At 31.9% G+C, this 24,930-nt stretch carries 22 protein-coding genes; 1 reads left to right on the plus strand and 21 read right to left on the minus strand.

Translation table 11 applies throughout. From position 1 onward, the window contains the following. Positions 1–16 precede the first annotated feature (16 nt). Positions 17–1,933, plus strand: a complete 1,917-nt coding sequence (locus BWX39_RS05740) for a polysaccharide biosynthesis protein (protein ID WP_028906206.1) — start codon at positions 17–19, stop codon at positions 1,931–1,933. A 541-nt stretch (positions 1,934–2,474) separates the two neighbouring features. Here BWX39_RS05740 and BWX39_RS05745 read toward each other — a convergent pair. The 21 genes from BWX39_RS05745 to BWX39_RS05845 form a co-directional block, all read right to left on the minus strand. Continuing rightward, positions 2,475–3,584 carry a nucleotidyltransferase domain-containing protein gene (locus BWX39_RS05745; protein WP_028906207.1) on the minus strand — a complete coding sequence of 370 codons (1,110 nt, stop codon included), beginning with the start codon at positions 3,582–3,584 and terminating at the stop codon, positions 2,475–2,477. A 28-nt stretch (positions 3,585–3,612) separates the two neighbouring features. Then, a complete protein-coding gene (locus BWX39_RS05750; protein WP_028906208.1) occupies positions 3,613–4,959 on the minus strand; it encodes a DegT/DnrJ/EryC1/StrS family aminotransferase in 1,347 nt (448 codons plus the stop codon). A gap of 9 nt (positions 4,960–4,968) precedes the next feature. Next, positions 4,969–6,033: a GNAT family N-acetyltransferase gene (locus BWX39_RS05755; protein WP_028906209.1), complete on the minus strand. Its 1,065-nt coding sequence runs from the start codon at positions 6,031–6,033 to the stop codon at positions 4,969–4,971. A gap of 13 nt (positions 6,034–6,046) precedes the next feature. Continuing rightward, positions 6,047–7,108, minus strand: coding sequence for a hypothetical protein (locus tag BWX39_RS05760; RefSeq protein WP_028906210.1), 1,062 nt, complete (start codon positions 7,106–7,108; stop codon positions 6,047–6,049). Between the two features lies 1 nt (position 7,109). Next, positions 7,110–7,748 (minus strand): sugar transferase, encoded by a 639-nt coding sequence (locus BWX39_RS05765; protein WP_028906211.1) that lies wholly within the window; start codon positions 7,746–7,748, stop codon positions 7,110–7,112. Between the two features lie 8 nt (positions 7,749–7,756). After that, positions 7,757–8,962, minus strand: a complete 1,206-nt coding sequence (locus BWX39_RS05770) for a glycosyltransferase family 4 protein (protein ID WP_028906212.1) — start codon at positions 8,960–8,962, stop codon at positions 7,757–7,759. A 20-nt stretch (positions 8,963–8,982) separates the two neighbouring features. Next, positions 8,983–10,095, minus strand: coding sequence for a glycosyltransferase (locus BWX39_RS05775; protein WP_028906213.1), 1,113 nt, complete (start codon positions 10,093–10,095; stop codon positions 8,983–8,985). Between the two features lie 295 nt (positions 10,096–10,390). Continuing rightward, the gene (locus tag BWX39_RS05780; protein WP_028906214.1) at positions 10,391–11,275 is read right to left on the minus strand and encodes a glycosyltransferase family 2 protein; all 885 of its coding nucleotides are present in this window, start codon (positions 11,273–11,275) and stop codon (positions 10,391–10,393) included. A 6-nt stretch (positions 11,276–11,281) separates the two neighbouring features. Beyond that, positions 11,282–12,424, minus strand: a complete 1,143-nt coding sequence (locus BWX39_RS05785; protein ID WP_028906215.1) for an EpsG family protein — start codon at positions 12,422–12,424, stop codon at positions 11,282–11,284. A gap of 175 nt (positions 12,425–12,599) precedes the next feature. Continuing rightward, the gene (locus BWX39_RS05790) at positions 12,600–13,514 is read right to left on the minus strand and encodes a glycosyltransferase (protein WP_244271458.1); all 915 of its coding nucleotides are present in this window, start codon (positions 13,512–13,514) and stop codon (positions 12,600–12,602) included. A 102-nt stretch (positions 13,515–13,616) separates the two neighbouring features. Continuing rightward, complete coding sequence (locus BWX39_RS05795) at positions 13,617–14,564, minus strand: glycosyltransferase family 2 protein (RefSeq protein ID WP_028906217.1); 948 nt, start codon at positions 14,562–14,564, stop codon at positions 13,617–13,619. Next, positions 14,561–15,139 carry a serine O-acetyltransferase gene (locus tag BWX39_RS05800; protein WP_028906218.1) on the minus strand — a complete coding sequence of 193 codons (579 nt, stop codon included), beginning with the start codon at positions 15,137–15,139 and terminating at the stop codon, positions 14,561–14,563. The genes BWX39_RS05795 and BWX39_RS05800 overlap by 4 nt, the downstream gene beginning before the upstream one ends. Next, on the minus strand, positions 15,139–16,242 hold the full coding sequence (locus tag BWX39_RS05805; protein WP_028906219.1) for a glycosyltransferase family 4 protein: 1,104 nt from the start codon (positions 16,240–16,242) through the stop codon (positions 15,139–15,141). Before BWX39_RS05805 ends, BWX39_RS05800 begins: the two co-directional genes overlap by 1 nt. Continuing rightward, positions 16,239–17,273: a polysaccharide pyruvyl transferase family protein gene (locus BWX39_RS05810; RefSeq protein WP_028906220.1), complete on the minus strand. Its 1,035-nt coding sequence runs from the start codon at positions 17,271–17,273 to the stop codon at positions 16,239–16,241. Before BWX39_RS05810 ends, BWX39_RS05805 begins: the two co-directional genes overlap by 4 nt. Positions 17,274–17,504: 231 nt before the next feature. Beyond that, positions 17,505–18,332, minus strand: coding sequence for an acyltransferase family protein (locus BWX39_RS12820; protein WP_076123264.1), 828 nt, complete (start codon positions 18,330–18,332; stop codon positions 17,505–17,507). After that, complete coding sequence (locus BWX39_RS05820; RefSeq protein WP_244271459.1) at positions 18,313–19,263, minus strand: glycosyltransferase family 2 protein; 951 nt, start codon at positions 19,261–19,263, stop codon at positions 18,313–18,315. The genes BWX39_RS12820 and BWX39_RS05820 overlap by 20 nt, the downstream gene beginning before the upstream one ends. A 351-nt stretch (positions 19,264–19,614) precedes the next feature. Beyond that, positions 19,615–20,688 carry a polysaccharide pyruvyl transferase family protein gene (locus BWX39_RS05825; protein ID WP_028906223.1) on the minus strand — a complete coding sequence of 358 codons (1,074 nt, stop codon included), beginning with the start codon at positions 20,686–20,688 and terminating at the stop codon, positions 19,615–19,617. Continuing rightward, complete coding sequence (locus BWX39_RS05830) at positions 20,685–21,851, minus strand: Coenzyme F420 hydrogenase/dehydrogenase, beta subunit C-terminal domain (protein WP_080651571.1); 1,167 nt, start codon at positions 21,849–21,851, stop codon at positions 20,685–20,687. The genes BWX39_RS05825 and BWX39_RS05830 overlap by 4 nt, the downstream gene beginning before the upstream one ends. Further along, complete coding sequence (locus BWX39_RS05835) at positions 21,851–23,383, minus strand: oligosaccharide flippase family protein (protein ID WP_028906225.1); 1,533 nt, start codon at positions 23,381–23,383, stop codon at positions 21,851–21,853. Before BWX39_RS05835 ends, BWX39_RS05830 begins: the two co-directional genes overlap by 1 nt. A gap of 65 nt (positions 23,384–23,448) precedes the next feature. After that, on the minus strand, positions 23,449–23,637 hold the full coding sequence (locus tag BWX39_RS05840; protein WP_028906226.1) for a hypothetical protein: 189 nt from the start codon (positions 23,635–23,637) through the stop codon (positions 23,449–23,451). A 29-nt stretch (positions 23,638–23,666) separates the two neighbouring features. Beyond that, on the minus strand, positions 23,667–24,920 hold the full coding sequence (locus BWX39_RS05845) for a hypothetical protein (RefSeq protein WP_028906227.1): 1,254 nt from the start codon (positions 24,918–24,920) through the stop codon (positions 23,667–23,669). Positions 24,921–24,930: the final 10 nt, after the last annotated feature.

Here is a 24,930-nt window from a genome sequence, read left to right on the forward strand (position 1 = left end):
GACAGATTAGTAAAATATGAAAATTATAGATAAAATCTTCCAATGGTATTTTACAAAGAATGCCCTGCCATATTGGGTAGTATTGGCTATCGATATTTTTATTTGTTATTTGTCTGGAATACTTGTGTTCTGGTTCTATTATCATGGAGCCGTTGACTTTTCTAATCTGTCTATACTTACGAGGACTATATTTGTTTATATGGTTTTCGCACTTGTGGGTTTCCGAGTCTTTAAGACTTATTCTGGTATAATACGTTATTCTTCTTTTGTAGACTTACAGCGTGTCGGCCTTGCTATGCTTTTATCGTTAGTCATAGCAGAAGTAATGCACTATGTAATGTATTCTTGGGATATTAAATTTGTGCGTTTTCAAGGTCGCCAAATTGCTGTTATGTATCTTGTTGCTACCATTGGATTGGTTGTTTTCCGTATTTTAGTAAAGGCAATTTATGATGCATATTTAAACCCCAATAGGCGAATTAGAACGCTGATATACGGTGTTAAGGAAGGTGGAATAGGGATAGCAAACAATATTTGCAACGATAGAAATACCAACTTTATGTTGAAAGGGTTTATATCTCATGATGATTTATATTCTGGAAACACGCTGATGGGCGAGAAAATATACACGATAAATGATAAGCTGGAAGAAGTTATAGAATCAAATGATATAAGGGCTGTGCTTGTTTCGCCCATGCAAGTAGATAGATTTCGAGCTAATACAACATTGCAGGACATACTCATTAATGCCAATGTCAAGATATATCTGACAGAACATACCAAAGAGTGGACAGGCGAAAACGATTTGGAACATGTGCAGTTCAAGGAAATAAACATCGAAGACCTGCTGCCACGCGATGAAATAGTTGTAGATATGGACGCTATTGGCAACTTGTTGAATGATAAGTGTATAATGATTACAGGCTCAGCAGGTTCCATTGGCTCGGAAATAGTACGACAGATTTCCATTTATAAGCCTGGAAAACTGATTCTTATCGACCAGGCAGAAACCCCACAGCACGATATCAGGTTGATGATGGGCTTTGATTATCCTAATATTAAGGTTGAAACCATTGTTGCAAACATAACCAATCTTGACAGAATGGAAACCATTTTCAAGCAGTATAAGCCCGAATACGTCTTCCATGCTGCCGCTTACAAGCACGTTCCAATGATGGAAAATAATCCTTCGGAAAGTATTCAGAACAATGTTTGGGGAACAAAAGTCATTGCAGATTTAAGTGTAAAGTATGGTGTAAGAAAGTTTGTAATGGTTTCTACCGATAAAGCCGTGAACCCTACAAATGTTATGGGTTGCTCAAAGCGTATTTGCGAAATATATTGTCAGAGCCTAAATAAGAAAATAGATAAAGAAAGTAATAAAGAAGTATCAACACAGTTTGTTACTACCCGCTTTGGTAATGTCTTAGGTTCAAATGGTTCGGTTATTCCATTATTTGAAAAGCAAATAAAGAATGGTGGCCCTGTAACAGTAACCGACCCTAATATTATTCGCTTCTTTATGTTAATTCCAGAAGCTTGTAAGCTAGTACTTGAGGCTGGAACACATGGAAAGGGTGGGGAAATATTTGTGTTTGATATGGGTAAACCTGTCAGGATAGCTGATTTGGCAAAGAGAATGATAAAGCTTTCAGGAGCGGAAAATATAGAAATAGAATATACTGGTCTACGTGCAGGAGAAAAACTTTACGAAGAAGTGTTGAGTACAACAGAGAACACACTACCAAGCTTCCACGAGAAAGTGAGGATAGCGAAAGTGCAAGAATATGATTATGATGTCGTAAACCAACAAATAGAAAAACTCCTTCAAATAAGCCGTACATACGATAGTATGCAAATCGTAAAGATGATGAAAAGCATTGTTCCTGAATATGTCAGCAACAACAGTATTTATTCAGTATTAGATAAGTAGTAAAACAAAAAAACAAAAAAGCGCGAGTGTATCCCTCTTGATACACTCGCGTTTAACATTCTATAGAAGTATATATCCAAATCTTTAGTTCTGATACACATTCATTATCATCAGTATGATAATAGATAGTCATTAGTATGACAATTGATTGTCATCGGTATGATAATAGATTGTCATTAGTATGATAATAGATTGTCATTAGTATCATAATAGATTGTCATTAGTATGATAATAGATTGTCATTAGTATGATAATAGATTGTCATTAGTATCATAATAGATTGTCATTAGTATGATAATAGATTGTCATTAGTATGATAATAGATTGTCATTAGTATGATAATAGATTGTCATTAGTATGATAATAGATTGTCATTAGTATGATAATAGATTATCACCAGTATGATAACAGACTTTTGCCAGTGAAATAAAAAAGGCAACCAAGCATCGTTACTTAGCTGCCTCAACAAAAATTATTCTTATGAAAAGAGTGTGTAAAGATTTTCTTTTTGTTTATTGGTTGTTTTATATTACTGTACGTATCACCTTTTTATTGCTTGGAGAATCTTTTTAGGAATCTCTTTCGCAATAAGTGCAATGTTTTCTTTTCTGCTAAGATTAAACAGATGATAATAATGAGATAGTTTTATATTCGTTTGCTCAATATAATACTTTATCCCTGACCTTACTTTTGTTGTGCGACCATATTTCCCAAAGTTTCCTCTCTTATACACAAGATTAAGAATGTATTTCTTTCTTTTATAATCTTTCTTCGTCAGTGTATAGGGAAATTCTGCTTTTGGCAAACCTATCTCGTCTACGAGGACTGTTCCAATTGCAGTAAATGCCTTGAGGAAATCTAATCGTGTTAGTATTTCTATAAGCTTTGCTTTATCAATACAATTCTTTCTGTCTCCTTCTTGTTCAGCCATCGCAGCTATGTGGCACAATATTGCAACATCGCAGAATTGACGAAGCCCCACACCTAATTCTATAAGGTGATGAAACAGATGAAGAAAAGTATAAGCAAGATTTAGTGTTGGATTTAAAGTTGGGATTTTTTTATTATCAATGAATGTATAACTCAGCGGCTCGGAGTTTATCAGATTATCGAAATATTGTTGATTTTCTGTATTTGCAAACTTGTAAAGTGTAAAATGTAGTTCGAATAAGGTTTTATTAAATAGGAAAGTATAATGCTGTTCCGATTCATCACGTTTCGGTTCTACATTTAATTCTTTATGCAATATATTAAGTAATCTTTCTAAATCTTCAGCAAAACAGTAGAAATCAATATCTCCACCTACTCGATGAAGTGGGCGAGGGTAGGAGTTTGCTATTGTTTGTCCTTTTACAACAAAGAACTTTATATTATGTTTCTCTAATAATTCGGTAAGGAATATTAGGTTTTTATTAAGGAGTAGATTTGCTTTCTTGGTGTTTTCCAAACTTCCAAACGCAACCAAAGCTTCTTGTTGTGGAAGTTTTACGTTGTTGTTGATAAGTGAAGAATATACCAACCCATTTACAGTCTGCATATTTGCAATATTCTGTAAAGCAGAGAAATCCTTTTTATCTATTGACGAAAAACTAAGCTGTTCGCCCCATAGTTCATTCTTTATTAACTCCTTTAGCAGTTTAGTAACACACATAAAGTTATTATTGTAGAAGTATAGAAGTTTATTCTATGATAGATTGTTTTATCGACTCGATAATAAATCTTGCATCTTCATCACCAATCATTGGACCAGAAGGAAGACAAAGACCTGTCTTAAAGAGTTCTTCACTTATGCCATTAATGTAGGCTGGAGAGTTTTTATAAACAGGTTGTAAATGCATTGGTTTCCAAAGAGGACGACTTTCTATACCTAATTTATCCAATGCCATACGCATCGCCTCGACATTTGTGTTTGGTTCGCAATCGGTATGAGCCTTTCCTGTTGAGTGAACTACACCAGCGGCACCGCCAACAGCACCAGCAATTGCTTCGTTATAAGCATTTTCTTGACCTATAACCTTTAAATCTTTATCTAATGTGATGGTATTCAACCAGAAATTAGAATCATATTCTTCATTTGGATTGTTATGGAATGTAATGCCTTTTACATCTTTAAATCCTTCTTTATAGAGATTTGCCAGATGTTTATGATGCGCAATATGTTCATCAAGTACCGTCATTTGTCCACGCCCTATACCTGCACAAATATTACTAAGACGATAATTATAGCCAATTTCTTCGTGTTGGTAGTATGGAAAAGCCTCGCGTGCCTGTGTTGCAAAGAACATGATACGTTCTTCCGCTTCTTTGTTAGGACAAATTAATGCACCGCCACCGGAAGTGGTTATCATCTTATTGCCATTGAAACTCATCACACCATATTCGCCAAATGTACCGATAACTTGCCCATTATACCGACTGCCAAGTCCTTCAGCAGCATCTTCAACGATAGGAATACTGTAGTGTTCTGCAATTTCTATGATTTCTTTTATCTTTGCAGGCATACCATAAAGATAGACTACGATAATGGCTTTAGGCTTTCTACCTGTCTTTTCTATTCTATCCTTAATTGCTCTTTGGAGTAATTCTGGAGACATGTTCCATGTATCAGCTTCAGAATCTACAAAGACAGGGGTTGCACCAAGATACATTACGGGATGAGAACTTGCACAAAAAGTAAAGCTCTGACAAATAACTTCATCGCCAGCCTTAACTCCTAAGTTTACCAATGCTAAATGAATAGCTGATGTGCCAGAACATAGTGCAACAACTTCTTTGTTCTCCAACTCTTTATATCCATCGTTCCATAGTTCATCAGGATTATCGTTGTGTGCCTGAATACTTTGTGGATAAACTTCATTAGAGAAATCTATATTGTTTGGTTTGGATTTACAAAACCTTGCTAATTCTTCTTCAAATGCATTCACATTTGGACCTAATGGCACCACCCAATTTGTGTCAAATGCTTCTTGAATATATTTCTGTTCGTTGCCACTCATATGGGCAAGACATAGATATTTTCTTTCCATCTCTATAATTTATTTTATTCTATAAGCAGGGAAGAATGAAGTTGAAGAGTCAAATGTCGGATCTTTTTTCTTCCTAAGCTCTACTAGATATGAATATTTATTTTCATCAAAACAATCCTTTGATATACAAAATCCAATATCTCCATTTTTGTTAAAAGCTTTTTTAAACTTGTACAATGGATCCTCACCACTACCAACTCCTCCACCAAGGTGTAATAATTTATAACTATGTTGAGCTCCATATTTTGCAGCTTCATACAAAATAAGATTAGTGGCATTAAGATTACGGAATTCCATAACACTACCAGAAAGATGATAATGCATTCTTCCATTACACATAAGCATAATACTCATTGCAATGATTTCTTCACCAAGTACTGCATAAAAGAACTCCCACTTTCCTTGTAAGTTCTCTGTCATAGATTTATAGAACTCTGGCTTAAAATAATAATAATCATCTGCATTATCTTTATCCATCGTTGCATTGTATATAGAATAGAATTTTTCAAAAAGAGTTGTATCGTCACTATGTTGCACGACTACACCATTTTTAATAGCTTTTCTTATAGTAGCACGATCCTTACTCTTTATATTTTGGAAAATACCTTCTTCCGATGTACAATCAATATAAATAGTATTTCCTAAATCGATAATATTCGACCAACCTCTTAAGTATTCTTGATTCTTTAACCAAGGACTCCATCGAGTAAAAGCATTAATAATATGTTGCTCATGCATAAATGTTTTTACTTCTTTCCAGAAAATATCTATTTTTTCTTTTGAAACATTTCCATCTAACAGCCATCCTCCATATCCGTACGGAGTTATCGCATCAAAAAACACTCCTCTATCAATATAACCTTGCGCCCATGTCTCATTTGATACATCTCTAAGCATAAAAGCACAAATAGCTCTTAGTCCTTCTCCTTGATAATAAATCAAAATAGGCATACCATCTCCATGTACTTCGAATGGAGCTAAATATCCACTAAGATAATATACATCATGATTAGGAAAGGAAAGAACTATTTTATCCCATTCCATTCTATGCTCAAAATTTATAATCTTCAGCATTTATCAAAATGATTTAAAAAAAGTTGTATATAATATTTCCCATCTCTTTTATATCTTCACTGCTGTACCTTCCATCACAATGTATTGAAAGCATTTTGTTCGATATATCTTTAGACCTATTCGAACAACTTTCTGGCAAATTCCATAGGATTGCTGGATAAATAAAATGCTTTATTAAATGTAATCTAAACGAATCTCGCTGTTGAGTAGTGCGAAACAATAGTACAAAAGAAAACAGAATACATTTCTCACTGCTTGGATAGAAAATACGAATGTCTTTGGACATTAAAATTTTTGAAAGTGTATGGATAAGTAATTGCCAATTCCGTAATTTTCTATTATACCATTCTTTAATATCAAATTTTTCTAAGAAAAGCTTATCAAGTGTAGATATACTGCTGATAGGCAAGTGATCTAATTCTTCTTCTGTTTGTATATATTTTGCTCTGAAAGAATCCTTTAGTTTTAAATTGCATTCAGTCTCATTTATATTAAGATAGTGAGCTTTTTCTTCCATTGCTTGCCATCTTATTCTTGCAAGTTGCTCGTTTTGCTGAGAATCCTCTATAAGAGTTGATAATTTTGATAAATCATGAGAGTTACTCCAAATCATTCCACCTCCAGCTAATGGAAGAGTTTTTCTCAATGAGGCTATGCAGAAATCAGCTTTACTATTCCGACTCCATTCATTGAAAATATTGTGTGAATGATCTTCAATTACAGGAATTGAAATATTAAGACAATCTCTATATTGTCTTAACCCAAAATAATTCATTCTAAGTAAGATATCACCGTCTATAAATGGAAGCTTTTCCACAAGATGAAGTCTCTCATTTAAGGGGTTGTCAAAATATGTTTTAACTTCTATTTTACAACGACGTTGAATATATTCAATGATTTCCCAACAGAAATATTCTGGTACCCAAATTCGTTTCCATTTATAATGAATGATTAATAGTTCTATAGCCTGTCTCCCATCTGCTAAAAACAAGGCATTGGGATAATAAGAAAAAATGGTATTATCATATACTTCAGAAGTATTCAAAGCATGAAAATCAGAACCAAACTCTTTCATATTACTCCTCTTTCAGTCTTCTTAGTTTCTCACCAAATCCAAGATCGTCTACCAACTCGTCTTGAACTTCTCCTTCTCCAACGCCCTCTCGCTGTATGACGTTGAGAAAAGTTTTCCAGAGAATTTTAATATCAAGTCCAAGAGAGAGATGGTCTACATACCATATATCATATTCAAATTTCTTACTATACTTTACAAAGTTTCTGCCATTAACTTGAGCCCATCCTGTTATACCTGGTCGCACTTCATGCCTTCTGATTTGAACTTCATCGTAACATTTCAAGAAATCATCGTACAATGGGCGTGGTCCTATTAAGGACATATCTCCCTTAAGTACATTAAACAACTGGGGAAGTTCATCTAGCGATGTACTGCGCACGAAACGACCAACTTTCGTCAACCTCTGACTATCAGGTAATAGGTTCCCATTCTCATCTTTTTCATCGGTCATTGTTTTAAACTTAATAACCTTAAAAACTCTATTATTCCAACCTGCCCTAGAATGGAGAAAAAAGGAACCGCCTCCCTTATTGGCAAAATGCAACCATATTGTAACTATTAATAGTAAAGGAGAAAAAATAACCAATGCTATAAATGAAGCTATAAAATCTATTAATCGCTTAAAAAAATGTTTATACATAATGAACTCTAATTAAGTGATTTATACATATCCAACAGTGCTTTCCATACTTTTTCCTGTTCATACCTTTCCTGAATGAGCCTCCTGCTATTATTTGCCATATGCTCAACATCAAATAAGTGTGTCAGCATCCAGTCCATAGCAGAGAAAAGAGATTCCGAATCACGAGGTGGTATAATTCTACCATTAACTCCTTCCTTTATAATTTCATTGCAACCATTAATGTCGGTAACAATTGAAGGTAATCCCATACAACCTGCTTCAAGTACAACATTGGGAAAGCCTTCTCTATAAGAAGGAAACACTAAGGCATCTGCAGCCGCAAGATAAGGACGTACATCTTTCTGATAATCAACAAATAGAACAGAACTATTATTTTTAAAGAAACTTTCATCTTCAGGGGATAAAGGATCTAACTTAGACTCAAAATCTCCAACTAATAGTAATTTGGGAGTTAAATGATAGTTCTTCTTAAGCAGGGATTGCATAGCCTTAGACAGTTCTTTCATTCCCTTATCATTAACTATTCGCCCGACAAAAATAAAAACAAAATCATTTGCAGTAATATGTAATTCCTTTCGTAGTACGTCCTTAACAGACTCTTCTTGTCGGATACTCAATCGCTTGTTTCCATTTTCCAATTCACAATTCTCGTACAAGCTTTCCACACTAAAAAAGGACGTATCTTTACCATTTATATTACCATTCAAAATAACTTCTAATGGTTTACTGGTAATATGGTCATTCTTCAAAGTTTTTAAAACACCTTGCCCCTCTGGAATCACCTTAGTTGCACAAGCACAAGTTATTCGCTCCATTGTTTGTAAGATAAACTTAAACTTTCCAGTAGCACCTTGATATCTAAGCCCTGTAACAGTATAAATACGATGCGGGACGCGACAAATCCATGCCGCTATCATTGCTAATAAAGATCCCTTTGGGGTATTAGCATGCACACACCATGGTTTCTCTTGCTTGAAGAAATTTATCAACCATCTCAATGCAATAATATCCTTTGATAAGGAAATAGGACGCTCAATAGGAGCATCTACAACTCTAACTCCTTCCCGCTCTCTTACTTTTTGTAGGCGTCCGTCATCTTTTGCAACTGCAATAATATCAAAGTATTGATTTAAATACTTTAGTTGTCCTATTAAAAGGTCATCTAAACTTTCGCCAGCAGTGGTCAATCTTATTATTTTTTTCTTATCCATAGCTGTATACTTATATCAATCTATTCAAAGTTTCCAATTACTTTCTGATAGACTTGATTATAGCCGTTTACCATCTTACTAATATCAAATTCCAATGCTCGATTATAACAGCGGTTGGCAACTTCATCATAATATTCCTCGCTTTCTGCTAATTGTTTAATCTTATTAGCCAAAGCCTTGGCATCTTCATGCGAAAAGAGAATACCATATTCTTTTGTAACCTCTCGTAAGCCATTTACATCAGAGGCTATAAAAGGTTTATGCGCACTCATACCTTCCACATTACTAAGACTCAAGCCTTCCCAGTGAGAAGACATAACGATAATATCTGCAGCCTTCAAAACATTTGGTATATCTGTTCTTAATCCAAGAAACCGAACCCTATCATCTACACCTAACGACTTAGACAACTGTTGAACCTCTTCCATACGTTCGCCAACTCCAGCAAACCAAACTTCAAATTTATCTTTATCTAATTGGTTTACTGCACGAAGAATAGTATCTTGATCTTTTTGTTCACGAAAGCCAGCCACCATTAGAATAGCCTTACGTGTCTCTTTCTTACTTAATAGATCCTTGCAAGGAAATGCTTGAGAAATTGCATTGACATCAATTCCATTATTGATAGTAGTAATTGTTTTATATCTATTTGAAGATTGAACAATCCATTCTCCTTTCATATATTCTCTCAACCTTTCTTCTGCAATCTTACTAATGCATATAATATGGTTGTACTTCCCATACATCCAACTCTCAATAGGACGATACCACTTCCAGTTACGCTTGCGGTTTGACGTATTATGTTCTGTAGATATGAGTTTTGTATGGCGATACAAATTCGCAATTGCAACAAATAACTGTGGTGAAGAATTATGTGTATGAACAATATCATATCCTTTCATAATCTTCATCAACTTTAATATATAAAGTGGATTGTATACACTATGTCCCAATGCATATATCTTCGTCTGTGGACTTTCAACTTTCAATTTTTGCATTAATGGTGTTTCCGTACCATTAAAGATACATAAATCCACTGTATGCCCTAATGCGCAAAATCTTGGAATCAAGTTAACAACCAAGGTTTCTGCACCTCCTATTTCTAATGATGTAATGACTTGAAGGATTTTCATCTACTCATATTAAGTTAAAGAATTTAAGCTTTAAATGTCTCTTCTTGAACAGTTTTAATAATGGAAGAAAGAAGTATATTTTGTAAAAAGAATTTTATCAAAATACAATAAATTCATTTTGGCAATACAAAAGCGGCTGTTTTGCGATACAAAACCTACGCTTTTACCGTGTAAAACAGCCGCTTTTAGGATGCGAAACAATAGGTTTTACAATATCTTGATAAACAACAAGTTAAGCAACAGCTACGCTTGTGAAAAAGATTTACAACTATCAAGCCTTTTTCCCATCTATAGTTTACTTCTTTTTAATTCTTATTCGATCTTTTATATGAAAAGCCCAACCTATTGGTAATAGTCCTAGCCACAAAAGATTTATTCTTTTTCTTATTTTCGATTTATCTTCAATGCAAAAATAGAATCTCCAATAATTTATAGCTGCTTTTATTTTACTTTTAATTGGAATATGTAAATCTAACATTTCACCATAACATATCGTCGTTGCAATTGGGCTCTTCATTCTGATTTCAATAATCTTAGATGTAAGTCCACCTTCTTGATATTCTACTTGATAAATCGGTTGATTGATATATCGTAATTTATATTTTTGTGCTATTCTATTCCAAACTAAAACTTCTGGCACAAAATGCTCATTGACAATCTCAGGGAATGGAAATTCCTTTAATACATTTGTATAGAAAACTTCTTTTAAATCGCCTGTAACGTGATGATAATTTCGTATTTCAATGGAATTACTATCTATAAAATTCTTCTTTAAACCTGTCCCAATTATCTTCCCATTAGCATAACAATCCAAACCACAAATACCTCCAAAATCTTTGTTTTCTTTTATTTTAGAATACTGTTGATATACTATTTCTAAAGAATTAGGCAGCAGGACATCATCGCTGTCTGCTATAAAAAAGAATTCTCCTTTCGCTTCTTTTACACCTTGGTTTATTGCTGTATGTTTCCCCCCATTCTCTTTATAGAAATATCGAATTGGAAAAATATTCCTTTGCTCTATTATTATTTTCTCTATAACTTCTTTTGTATTGTCGGTACTCCCGTCATCAACAATAACCCACTCAAAGTCTTTATTAGTTTGCTCTTGCAGGCTTTTATGCAACCTTGGAAGCAGTTTTGCCCTGTTATAGGTTGGAGTGAATACGGTTATCAGCATATAGTATTACTTATAAAATTTATCTTTGTCGTAATTATAATCGTATTCATATCTTTCAAAAATATAATCATTTTCTCTATGCCCATTAGTGAGAAACGTTTTATACGGATATAATAGAACTCCCCATGAAGTGAGAATACGCAAGAAAAGAACAAAACTAACAATAGAAAGCTGTAAGCCCATCTTTATTTTTTTTCCATAGCTGGTAGTTGATAACTGTGTCAGTGAAAATATTAAACCATATACAAAATACCAACTTAAGCGTCCTCCGTTTTCAGACCGAATAAACAATAATAAAACAGCACAAAATGCTAAAGCTATGTTGTATAAAACTATACTTTGTTTGGTATCTGGTAGATGACAATAAGACCTTATAAGGAAAAAGAGGAAAAATCCGACCTCTAAAATATAGGCTATTCGCGCATCTCCTTGAGTTGCATAATCACTATGTGCAACACGAGTTGACACATTATCGAAAAGATTATAGAGGCTACTTGATATTCCTGTCACACCTATAATAAAGCATACAGACATTAATAATAATATACGTGCTTTTGAGTATTTCTTATTTGCAATGAAATACATGGGGAAGAAAATAATAGCAGAATTATGGAATGAAAATGCTGCGACGATAATTGCACAATACTTTAAAAACTTTCTTTCAATGATATATTTAATAGAAAGTCCTATAATAGCAGCAGCAAACATTTGTCGAAGATATGTAAAGGAAAAATAAAATACTAATGCCATAAACAAGATAGATGCCAAAGGATAATTTTTAGCATACTTTCTAAAACTATGTAAAATAATGGCATACATACAGATAGTATAGAGGAAAATAAAAATATATCTGTTGCTTGTTATATGAGCTATTGCCCAATTAAGTCCTATATAGCCAAATTCAGTATTATATGCTTGATAAATACTGGAAGATGTTATTGGAATCCCTATTTTTAACTGGTCTGCTAGATTATCAAACAGGTCGCCATAGATATAGCGGTCGTAGCCACCTAGCATATCTCCCAATCCAACAAATATAGCTAATGAAATAAAAAAGAATAAAAAGGGTTTGTAAGAAGCCAGTTTATCATTTTTATAATAGAAATATAAGATGACTGGAATAAAAAAAAGAATGATATATATAATCATATTAAATATTATTTAAGTAGCTAAATTAGCAAACTATTTAACTCTATGAAAACAATCCAAATACTCCTTCAAACCTTTTCTCTGTTATATCTGACTATTTTCAGATTTTCTACTTCCAACTGTAACTACTTTATATTTTAAGGATATTGAATATTATTTAAATGGAGTGGATATATTATCTCTTTATTACGAACATATCCAACATTCTCTTTACAAAGAGAACTATCACTTCGCAATTAACCAACAGAACAAACAAGTTGGCTTTTCTGCTATATGTAAATTTTACAGGATAAAGTCCCTGGGCACGATATTTATTTATTGCTCGACGTAAGCTGTTTACGGAATATAGCCTCATCAGGCTATATAAATGACCAATAATGCTAAAATTCTCTATAGACAATAAAACTTCTCGTTTCTTTCCATCTTTGGTATCAAGATAGTGTTTCAAGGCTGTATGTATAGTAAAAGAGTCCTGATTTAATTTTACGAGGTTCCGATTATCCCTGCGACGAGAAGTTGACGATATATTAAGATTATTGTATGCATAGCCATGTATAGGTTTACAAAGAATGTTATTCATATTAACAATAACCTCCAAACAAAAGAGCATATCTTCTATATTTTTAGTACCATTTAAAAAACGAACATTACCAATTGCAGAACGTTTAAAAATTTTATCCCACAAATATAATCGATGGTGAAGCTTTAGATATCCAACACCATCATAAGATATTGACTGGCAAAAGTTTTCAATTTTATCTTTAGATTTTTCGTTTTCAACATAGTAGTTAAAGCAAAGCAAATCAATATCGTCAAATGAGTTTAACTCTAAATTTAAGATAAACTCTCTTGCATCAGATTCTATCTTGTCATCAGCATCAACAAACCAGATCCATTTACCCTTAGCAATATTTAATCCTTTATTTCTTGCAGCAGAGGCTCCGGCATTTTTCTGACTCAACAAGTAGAAATTAGAATGAGACGTCTCATACTCTTTGCAGATTGAACTACCATCATCGGTACTACCATCATCAACTACTATGACCTCAAACTTATCTTCGGCTAAATTTATTGTATAAATGCTATCCAAACATCTTGTAATAAATTTCTGGCAGTTATATAATGGTATTATAAAAGAAAGCAACATAGTATAATTTGTAAAAGTAGAGAGTTTTTAATAAACGGAAAATATTTAATTTACAAATCCTAAATGATATTTGATGAAGTTCGAGATTTTCCATAGATAGGCTATTACTCTTACAAAAAAAGAAGATTTAACATATAATAATAACCATTCAGAAAAAGAGCAATGATAATGATATCGCTCTATATCATTCATAAGCTTCTTCATGTAGGGATGCTTTTTTTTACAGATAGTCTTTGGATTACTAATTGCCACTGATACTAAACCATTTATCCTACTATGTAAGATAGAAGGCATATATGTATCTCTCAAAGAAGAAGGAATGGATAGAGAACGGACAGAGTCAAATATATCTTCATGTTCTATACTACATTCTTTTGTATGTGAAACACTTATTGTATTACGTCGGAAATTATATACCTTTTTAAATATAAAGCGAGGAGCACGATCTATTTTAAAAAATAATCGGATATTCATAATCATATCCTCTTCTCCGTCTATTTCTCTAGGAAAATCAAAAATATCATCAGACAGTATAGATTTTCTATATAGCTTTGCCCACGGAGTTGGTGGTATTCTTCCTCCAGAGATAAGAAATTGTCTGCATTCCATAAGTGTTAACTGCTCTTTATGTTGAGGAATCTCAGGAAATCCTATAACAATATCAGTATTATCTGTAAAACGATACATATTACTTAATGCATCTTGTGGTAAAGAATCATCATTATCGCAGAAGCAAACCCATGTACCTTTAGCCTCATGAACTCCACGTCTTCGAGTTGCATTTATACCTTCATTTTGTTTATGAATAATACGAATACGTTGATCTCGTTTTGCATATTCATCGCATATTTTTCCTGATTGGTCTGAGCTTCCATCGTCAAGCAATATCAGCTCAAAATCACAAAAAGTTTGATTAATAATACTATCCAAACATTCATGAAGGTAGCGTTCTCCATTATATACAGGAACAATAACAGATATTTGTGGATTCATTCTTTACTATATTTATTCCATTTACGATTCCATCTTTTCCAAATAAGAAGTCCAGATTTCTTATGTGATATGACCTTTGCTGGATTCCCTGCTACTGTACATCCTGCCTTAACATCTTTGACAATGACAGATCCCGCACCAATAGTTGCACCATCACCAATTTTCACATTTTCTACAATACATACAGAAGGCCCAATATAGACATTATTTCCAATCTGTGCTGCATGCATAAACATACTGCCAATAGTAGTATTTTGATAAATATCAACATTGTCACCTATGATTGCAGAAACATTTATAACGATTGGACCATTATGCACAATTCTAAACCCATAACCAATCTTAGTGTGTCGTTGTATGGATATATGCATAATAAGTCCTATAATTTGATAAAGTAACCTACCTGCCAATCCTAATAAAATATTATTATAATTAGAGAGACGTAGCCAAAACAAGAAATGAAAGCCTCCGTCAAGAATGGTTGTAAACCACATTCTAAAGATACCAACATCTTTCTTTTCTGTTATACGATAATAGTCACTCCGAATATAATCTAAGCATTCTATGTATTTCATTATTTTAATAAATCATTTATTAACTGAAGCCATTTGTTCTTAATGGATTCTCTACTGAATCTTTGTGAATAGTCTGTAGCTTTCTTTCCCATAGATTCTCGAAGTTCTTTATCCTCTATTAACGTACAAATACGGTGTGAGAGACTATCTATATCCCCAACAATATTAATGATGAAACCATTTTCACCATCTACTATAATTTCTTTTGGTCCTTGGGGACAATTAAATGAAATTAATGGTAATCCACAACTTGAGGCTTCAAGTAAAACTAGTGGGAAACCTTCTGCACGCGAACTCATTATATAAAAAGAGTGGTTACAATATTCTTGTTCTATATGTTTAGTCACCCCGCAAAGACTTATATTACCTTTCAAACCATAGTTGTCAATTTTTTCTTGTAACATATCCCTATCTGGTCCATCTCCATAAATATCCAAATGCCAATCTGGATGCTTAGTTGCCACTATTGCCCACGAATCAACAAGATAATCAAAACCTTTTTGCCAAGATAACCGTCCAACAGCTATAGCTGACTTACTAGAAGTATTCGAAGTAGACATTCCTTTTATTGTAATAGGATTATAAATGTAAGTAACATTATTACAGAATTTACTCCATGAATTGTAATCAGCTTTAGATAGCACAACTAATTTGTCGAATTTTTTTGCATAATATATTCGACGGAAAGTATGTAAATAATATAAGAGTTTCAACTTTCCCCCATGGTATCTCTCACTTAGAAACATATGGGAAACATCAAAGGCAAAATGAAACCACATAACCTTTTTACTCTTATCTTTAATTTGGGGCAAGAAAAACATCTCCAAACCAGCTAAAGAAAATACGATATCAAAACTATGATTCAAAAGATATTCAGATAGGACCTTCTGATATTGTAGTTTATAATCTTTCAGCCCAATATGTAAATCAACTACTTGAATATTTTCAGACAATTCGTATGCATAAGGCTTATTACACTGGTTAGCTATTATTAAAGTTATTAAATGGTGTTCAACTAACAGGTTAGCACAAACGGATAGTATACGTTCCATTCCGCCACTATTGTGAAAGGATTCTATACAATATGCTATCTTTCTTCTCATTCTGATTGAACAAATTTAAGGCAACGATCTTTCAAATTTGATGCAAGCTTACGCCAAGACTCTTTATTGGTAAATTTAGTATCTAAAGAAATAGGCAATGTAATTGGAAATAAAGGATGTAAAAAACCATTATCGTTTTCTATTATATTAAACAAGTCCCTTATTCCATCTAAACGGCAAGAGCTAGTTTCTGATTGTTGCACATTCTCAATATACAAGACAGGAGTTTCAACTCCAAGACAAGGCAGAGCACAATGAATTCTTGATGTTACAACATATCTTGCTTGAGAATATTCTTTTACTAACCGTTGTGCTTCTGAAAAACGTTCCTCTTCTGTTTTGAAGTTCTTTCTATACCGTCTACTCTCTTGGCAGACATACTCCGCATTTAATAATACCTCTTTTGAAAATAACTGAATATACTGTCGATAGAAAGATGTTATTACAAGTCTATGGAAGAGCCCACGATGCCAGTAGTACTCAAATCTATAAGCTATTGAACTAATCACTTTCCAGTGTTTCAGTAGATAAACAATATTGCTAAGAAAATCTCTAAAAGAAGAAGGTTCCTTAAAATAAGGATCTACAAAGAAAACCTTATTATTTTTAGTATTAGAATGATACTGATAGCCTAAAGTTAATGTCATACATCCTGAGAAATATGCATCAATCCCCTTGTCTTTCAACATATTTACTGTATAATAATCCCTACACCCTATAGGTTCGTACCGCTTTAAATATTTTACAGATGCCTTTGAAAGAAGTTGTTCTTTAAAATTGGAATTAATATGTAATGCTACAAATAATGGAAGAATTTGTTTTGATGGAGGCCAATTTTCAGGATAATGCATATACCAACCATTCATTATTACTTTAGATAGTTCTCCTTCATATTTGCTAACAAGTTCTCTGTCTATAAATCCATCTAGATGTGGAAGGAACTGTGCAGAAGCAACTCCTTGTATATAATCACCTATATTTATAAAATCGGTAGGTAACTTCTTTCCTATAGATAATATTTGATATCTCATTCTATCTAAAATTTTCTTTATTCACAACTTTATACTAAGTATTCACTTTATACCTCTCTTTATTTTTCGTATTTAATAGTTTTAAGAGAGGGGCACAGATAAGTATTCTTATCCTATCAATAACTATTGCACATAAGAAAATGCCAAATAAAAGGGTTATAAACCCAAGTATAATTAAACCCTCATTGGAAAGATTATACATATATTTACTCAATCTATAAACAAGTGCAGCTACCCCCCCCTATTTGAAAAAAGATAAACAGCCAACATTGATTTTGCAATCTCATTAATAAACTTAATATCCTTTATTTTTAATCGTACAAACCAACTAAAGACACAAATAGCAGAGATAAGCACAAAGGGAGAGTTATAATAATGAAAATTCCAAGATTTGGATCCAATATAGCTTAACACTATAGTTATCAATGAAGAAATTACCCATAGTAACACTATATACTTTTTATTTATTTTACATAAGAACGGAAAATATTTATGTATTAAGTATCCTAAATAGTATACATACAAGAATTGTGATAAGTTATATCCACTACTATTAACATCATTATGTAAGAAAAAACCCAGGTATACATTAATAACAGAAAGGCAGATCAAGACCAAAAGATCCATTTGCAGATTCATTTGCTTGAATGCACTATTAAGTAAAGGTGAAACCAAAACAAGACAAAAGTACACATTCATAAACCAACCTCCAGGATGACTAAACGCCATAAAAGCTTTAATATAATCACTTACGGAATGTTCTATACTAAATACACTTAAATCTAAAAATATATGGAGAAAATTGTAAAACAGGCATAATAACACAAGATTAAGTAACGATTGCCACTTTAACTTTATAGAGAAATATCCTGATATTAGTAGGAAGACATTAACTCCAATAATAGATATTGAATCGATAATTTTTATCACTAAATTACCATCTTTTATACCATAAATACATAAATGGTGCATGACTATTAATAACATTGCAACGATCCTTAGGATCTCTATATTAGATTGTCGAGAGATACACTTACTTTTATTTAAAGAATCGATCATATATATATGCAAAAATATTAATAATAGGTTTTAAAATATTTGTTTTCCAAGAAAAACACGTTCCTTTAAGAGGAAGAAGATGCTGTATGTAAGCATTACTTATAAACAGCTTCTTAAAATTTTGGTCTAATGCCTTGTTTCTGACAAGATTTAAACACAACCCAATTAACATTGAGTTTGAAATTTTAATATAAAACAATTTAAGCTCATTGTTTACATGGTCTTTAAAACTAAAATCTATTAAATCTCTACATATTTGCATATCTGATAGCATTGAATGTTTTTGCTTATTAATATCCATTAGCCGATCAGTTGACTCTGGATTATAGTAATACGTATAAACAAATATATGGCAGAACATAAAACGCTGTATATAAGAAAATAACTTAAGCTGAAAATCTACATCTTCATGCATAATATTTGTTAGAAAACGAATGTTAGATTTAAGTAAAAATTTTCTTTTAAAGAAATGTGCACACACAGAAGCAGGAAAATAGTTATGTAAGAGTAGCCATGGTCCCGTATAGACTTTTTCATCAGAGAATTTATACTTTTTTATAGGGATATCAGCAGGTTCACCAGATGGTAATAAACGTCGAATACGCATACAGCAGACATCTAGATTATTATCTATTGTCTTTTCTAAACAACTTTTAATTTGATAATCTATTAAATAATCATCAGCATCTATAAACATTATATAATCACCTGAGGCCATTTCAATGCCTAGATTTCTTGCACTTCCCTGTCCACCATTTTTTTTATTAATAATAGATAAGTTTGAGAGATATGTCTCCATATCCTTTACAAGCGCAGGAGAGTTGTCTGTGGATCCATCATTAATAATAAGTACTTCAAAGTCTTTAATATTTAGACCTTGATGATATACAGAATCAATACACCGTTCTATATATTTTTCTGCATTATACATAGGGATGACAAAAGACAGTTTTAGCATTTACTTATTTTACTAAATATAAGAAGTTTATTTTCTTAGAGAGGATTAATAATTATACTAATAGAAAATACTTTTTAATGTTATGATAATATCTTTTATCAAGTTTCTATACCAGAAAATCTTTATATAAATTTGTTAAGATTATACTGTATGTTTTATATTCTTGGCTTGCTCTATATTTTTGCTTCATATACCTATGTTATAAATGTTTCTTTATGATTGTTTGTCTTGGAGCTATATTAGCATTATAAGCATTTACACTCATTTACTTCTTGTATAGCCTGTTTACTTTAAAAGAATGAACATAGGTTAATACATATGCTTTCAATTAAGTGCTATTTTTAAATATTCTGTAGAAAGTTCTACTTCTTTATCCAACTTTTCATTTACTTTTGTATAGTTTATTGTTTCAAAATTAGGTTCTTCACCTATTTCTAAGAAACGATTTTCTAAATTTAATTTATTCAGTAAAGATAATAATCGCAAATCAGCATCTGAATTTTGTTTTAAACAATAAAATTCTTTATTGTATGTAATAGCGAATGCTAATCCATGGAAAGATGTTGTAACTATGAAAGAAGCATTTTGAAAATATCCTATAAATTCACTGGGAGAAGCCATTTGAATTAGTCCCTTTCCAGGGATTATTGGGTGTGATGTAATTTCTATAACTTCTATATTTAATTTTTCGGCAATTTTAACTGCCAATGTTTTTAGTTCTTTCCATCGTCCTATTTGGTATAAAAGAAGATATTTGTTCTTTTTAGGGGGGATAGCTATCTTATCAAATATTCTTCTACCAGCTAGAAGGGTTGGGTCAACTACTGTCGTAATTTTTTTATTAACTAAGGGCTGTAATAGATTACATAGAGAACTCTCCCTTACACTAATATGTTTTAACTTAGAAAGAGAGACTGAAAAAAAGTTCTTTTGTTGTTTAGATAATTTTTCAAATCTACTGCTTGCAGCATAAGAAACAATGTTGCATTTAGCGTTACTTCCAAAATAAACCCCATCAAAATTTCCACCAGTTATTCCTGGATTCCAAATCTGATCACTTCCTAATACCAATGTATGAAATTCCAAATAATCCTCATTCTTATTGTAAGGATACAGCTCTAGAGATTTATTCATAAAATCTTCAAAAGCATACCATCGTTTAATTCTTATTGGTTTTATAACCAATTCTATAAATAGACGTATAATACATTTATAAGGGTTTCTTGATAGCCAATATCTAAGATTAATTTTTCTATATGCATTAACTATGTAGCATGGTCTATAGTTAATTATGTTTACGGAGTGTCCTAATGATTTTAAATATTCTTTTAGAGCATAAGCCTGCAAAACTGCTCCATAATTATGCGCACATTGAAAAGTAATAATTCCTATTTTCATAATTTCTGTTTAACTGTTAAAAGTATCTTTGCTATAAAAATTTTAGTTTTATAAATGTATCCTAAATCCCCATATTTATAAGCTACATATTTAAAACCTTTTTTCTTATAGTCTTTTAGAAAGTTTTTGAGATTTATATTAGGTTGTATACATTTTCTTAAGACATCCTGCATACACTCTTTAGTATTGCTTGGTATTATATCTAACATATTTGAAGCTTCGTTAAATAAGGTTTTTCCTATTGATGAATTTATAAACATTAATGATATTCCCTTATTATCTCTAAATTCTTTATGCACTGTTTCCTCCCAATGCCAGAAATCACCTAATGATATATCTCCTACACGTTTTAAATTGGTATAAGGGCAATTATAACAACTCTCTCTTTGAATAAAATGTGAGAAGTATAAATAAAGGTAAGATTCTGTGATAATTTTCTTTTTATTATTAAAGATATATGTTTCAATTCCACCTCTCCAACCTAAGAGTTTATCTCTCATATTTACTTTTTGTAGACGAGAAGAATGTTTTTTCTCAAGATAATGCAAATAATCCTCCCATATTTTAGGAGCACCTACACCATGGCATAATATATCAATGGTTACTAATTTCCCTGTTTTAATTCTTTCAGTTTGTTTTCTTAAATTCTCGACTTGACAAGGTGCTCCTGAGAATAAAACTAATTTATTATTTTTTAGCTCATTAATGACATCTATAAATATACCATCTAAATTGCTTTGTACATATTTAGACCCTTTTATAGAATTGAGTGCGTCTATGTTTGTTACTTTACAATGATTTACTTTAAAGTTTTTAGAGTAAGACACACCATATACAATACCACCTTGTGCAAGTATCGTTTCTGCAATGGCCGAAAATGCGCCACCACTTTGGCTTTGGCTTAATTTCTCTTCATCTTTAAGTCGAGCCGCATATACGAGTGGCTCTTCTAAATTATTAAATACTTTATATGATGTTGTGAACTGGCAATCTTTGAAGCATTTCCCACAATTTGTACATAAGTCGTTATCTATTAATGGATACTTAAACCCCAATTCATCAGGAATCATTTTTATAGCTCCAAAAGGACATGAAACTACACATGCGGTACAGCCACAACATTCTTGAGGTGTTTTATTATCAACTCTCAACATATTATTCATTAAATAAGTTTCTTATATAATTTAAATAATACATTTTTTATCATACTTCTTTCAGAAGTAGAACAACCTATACTATAAATAACAAGTAAAGTCGCAGTCAGTGTTATTCCTGTTATAACAATGAAAGATAAGAAATTATCAGATAAACTTAATGACAAATATATAGGTAAAGCAGAAGCAATTACAGCCACTAAACAAACTTTTAAAAGAACATTCTTTATATAATTTCTTACTTTTAATCCTATTACACTTCGTAATAAAATTAATCGTACAACAAGGCAACATAAATTTAAAACAAGTGCAACTATAAAAGTAATTTCTGGAAAAAAATCTTTTCTTAAAAGAAAGTAAGAAATCGGTAAACAAAGAAACTGAAAAGCTCCTATCATTAACTGATAGTTTCTAATATTACCTGTGGCAAGGATTGCAGTAATTAATGGTCGAGATGCAGAATCGAATAAAGCATAAAGAAGGATTAGCCTTACAAACCATATTGTATGTTCAGGAACTATTTTTAGCCAAATTGTTAATATATATGGTGTCTCTACCATAATAGGTAAAGATAATAATAATAATAAGAACATTGAAAATTTTGCACTCTTATAAATTAAGTCCAACATATATTCTTTTTCATTAGCTGCATACGATTTTGTTATTTGTGGATTTACAGCCGTCATAAAATTAGAGGCAAAACTATTTACAGCTCCATTAACCTGTTCTGCTATACCACGAGCAGCATTTACAACTGGACCTACATACAAATTCAGCAAGATATTTGAACCCTGATCTCTTAAAATTGCAGATGACGATCCTATAAAAGTCCAACCCGAAAAAGCAAACATTTCTTTCATTAAAGTTTTGTCTATATAAAAGTGCCAATTCGTTTCTGTAAAATGGCGTTTGCAATATATACCATTTAAGAAGCGTATAATTATATAGGTAGACAAAAGAAGAAAGGAATAAAATATTAACTTATCAAAAGAGAAAAATGGTAATATAAGTACTATCGCTAATTTTAATAAAACGTGAATAATCCCCAAATAGGCAAATGCCTTCATATGTTCATGCGCTACTATAATAGCATTATAAGGAACCGTTATAAGGTCAAGTATAAGTACAATAACAGATGTGTGGAATACACATTTCGCTGCAAACATTCTGCTTGGCTCTATATTCATCTTTTCAGTTAGGAACCATAAGCCCAAAGATTCTGATATAATAATAATTAAAATAGATAATATTACTTGAATATTAACTGATGTGCAAAATACTTTATTTACTTTATCAATATTTCCCTTGCCTAATTCAAATGTTAAAAACCTGCTAATAGCCCCTGATAGCGATGAAGACAATATTGTGAACATTCCTACAAAACCACCAACAACATTATATATACCATAATCAGTGATGCCTAATTCATTCAAAATGATTCGACTTGTGTAAAGAGATACAAGTAACGAAAAAAATGTCCTAAAGTACAGTGCTAGTGTGTTTTTTGCAATTCGTTTATTGTTAGATGAAATATCTGACATTATTAATAAATCCTAAACAATATTCCAGAAGGGAGTGATAATTTAATAAGGACAAATAATAAAAACTACTCCCCAAAATCAAATGGTTTGGCGTGCGCACCACTTGCTCCACCTTCTTCTGGATTAATATTTATTTCTAAATCTCCTTTTTTGTTTACACCACTATTTTTAGATGGTGAAGTTGTGAGAAAATGAGAGTTTATAATATGTATTGTTGTTGAAGTTGGTTGCTCGTATACTTTTGTGTGTTTCATTTATTGGTAAGGATTTTACGGTTTTAAGATTAATGGACATATAGTTTTTTACCGTTTTTGATATATATGCCTGCTTTTAAATTATAAGTAGAATGTACTTGCCTACCATCTAATGTGTAGATTTTCTCTTGTGTTGAGAGTGGAGTGGTATTTATGTTGGGCAACAAAATAAACGTAGTTTCGTCTATGGATATACTGTATTGCGATTGTCTTGCCTGAGATATGTTATTCTTTATTCTGAAGAATGCTCGCATACCATTTATTGTTTTGTCGTTTGCGAAAGGCTTGTAAAGAAAATCTTTATCGCCAAGAAACAATTCTGTGCCGTCTGTCTTTAGTTCGGTAGGGCTATAAGTTCCTATAAAAGAGTAGTTTTTTGATTGGTCGTCTGTTATTATTTGGGGTTCTATTTCTGTAACAATAACATTGCGGAATGTTGGATTTACAACATCTTTTGATGGCTTTATAATGTATGGTATACCAGCTTTGATTTCCTTTGCATCTCTGAACTTCATTGTTGTACCATCAATCTTTCCTGAAAAATCTTTCAATTCTGGATTATTTAAAAGCAATTTTACAGAATCTTCGTTTACATCAAATGGTAGACAGAGTGTGTTCCAATAATCTTTCGACAGCGTGCGGGTTATTTGTATAGAGTTGCCTTTTATATCTTTATTGTTTGTAATCGTAATGGAATTATCTTCCTTTTCATTAATTTCATTTACGATTTCTATGCTTTTAATAATAATAAAACTTTCTTTCTCTTTTTCAAAAAATAACTTTATTTCCATATTACCATTTGTATCTACCTCATTAAATAATATGGAACATTCTCCAGGATTTTCATTGAAAAGAGGCTTTTGCTGTGTATATGGTTTACCGTTTATCTTTAATTCACCTTTTAGAAAAGCAATGTTATTAACGCTTGTACCCGTATTGACGATAATTCTTTTTATTTTTGAATTTGTGAAAGATGTTTTTAAAAGTAGGAAAGTAGCACCAGCACCTTTTGCAGTTGTACCACTTTTAAAGCGTTTATTATCATTTATCCTTGCATCTGTCTCTACTTCCCAAGTTTTATTATTTGTTTCAACTTTGCAAAAAGAATATGTTTTTCTGTTTTTGATATCTTCTTTATTTTCTTTTATAGTATATTGCTTTGCTTCAAAACTATACAGCTGTGCAAAGGAACTACTAACAACAAAATTGCATAAAATAAAGATTAAGAAAAACTTTAAAGTTTTCCAATAACAAATATCTGTATGTAGCTTTAGTGATACCATATTATATAAG

This window comes from Prevotella intermedia ATCC 25611 = DSM 20706, assembly GCF_001953955.1.
Taxonomy (GTDB): Bacteria; Bacteroidota; Bacteroidia; order Bacteroidales; family Bacteroidaceae; genus Prevotella; species Prevotella intermedia.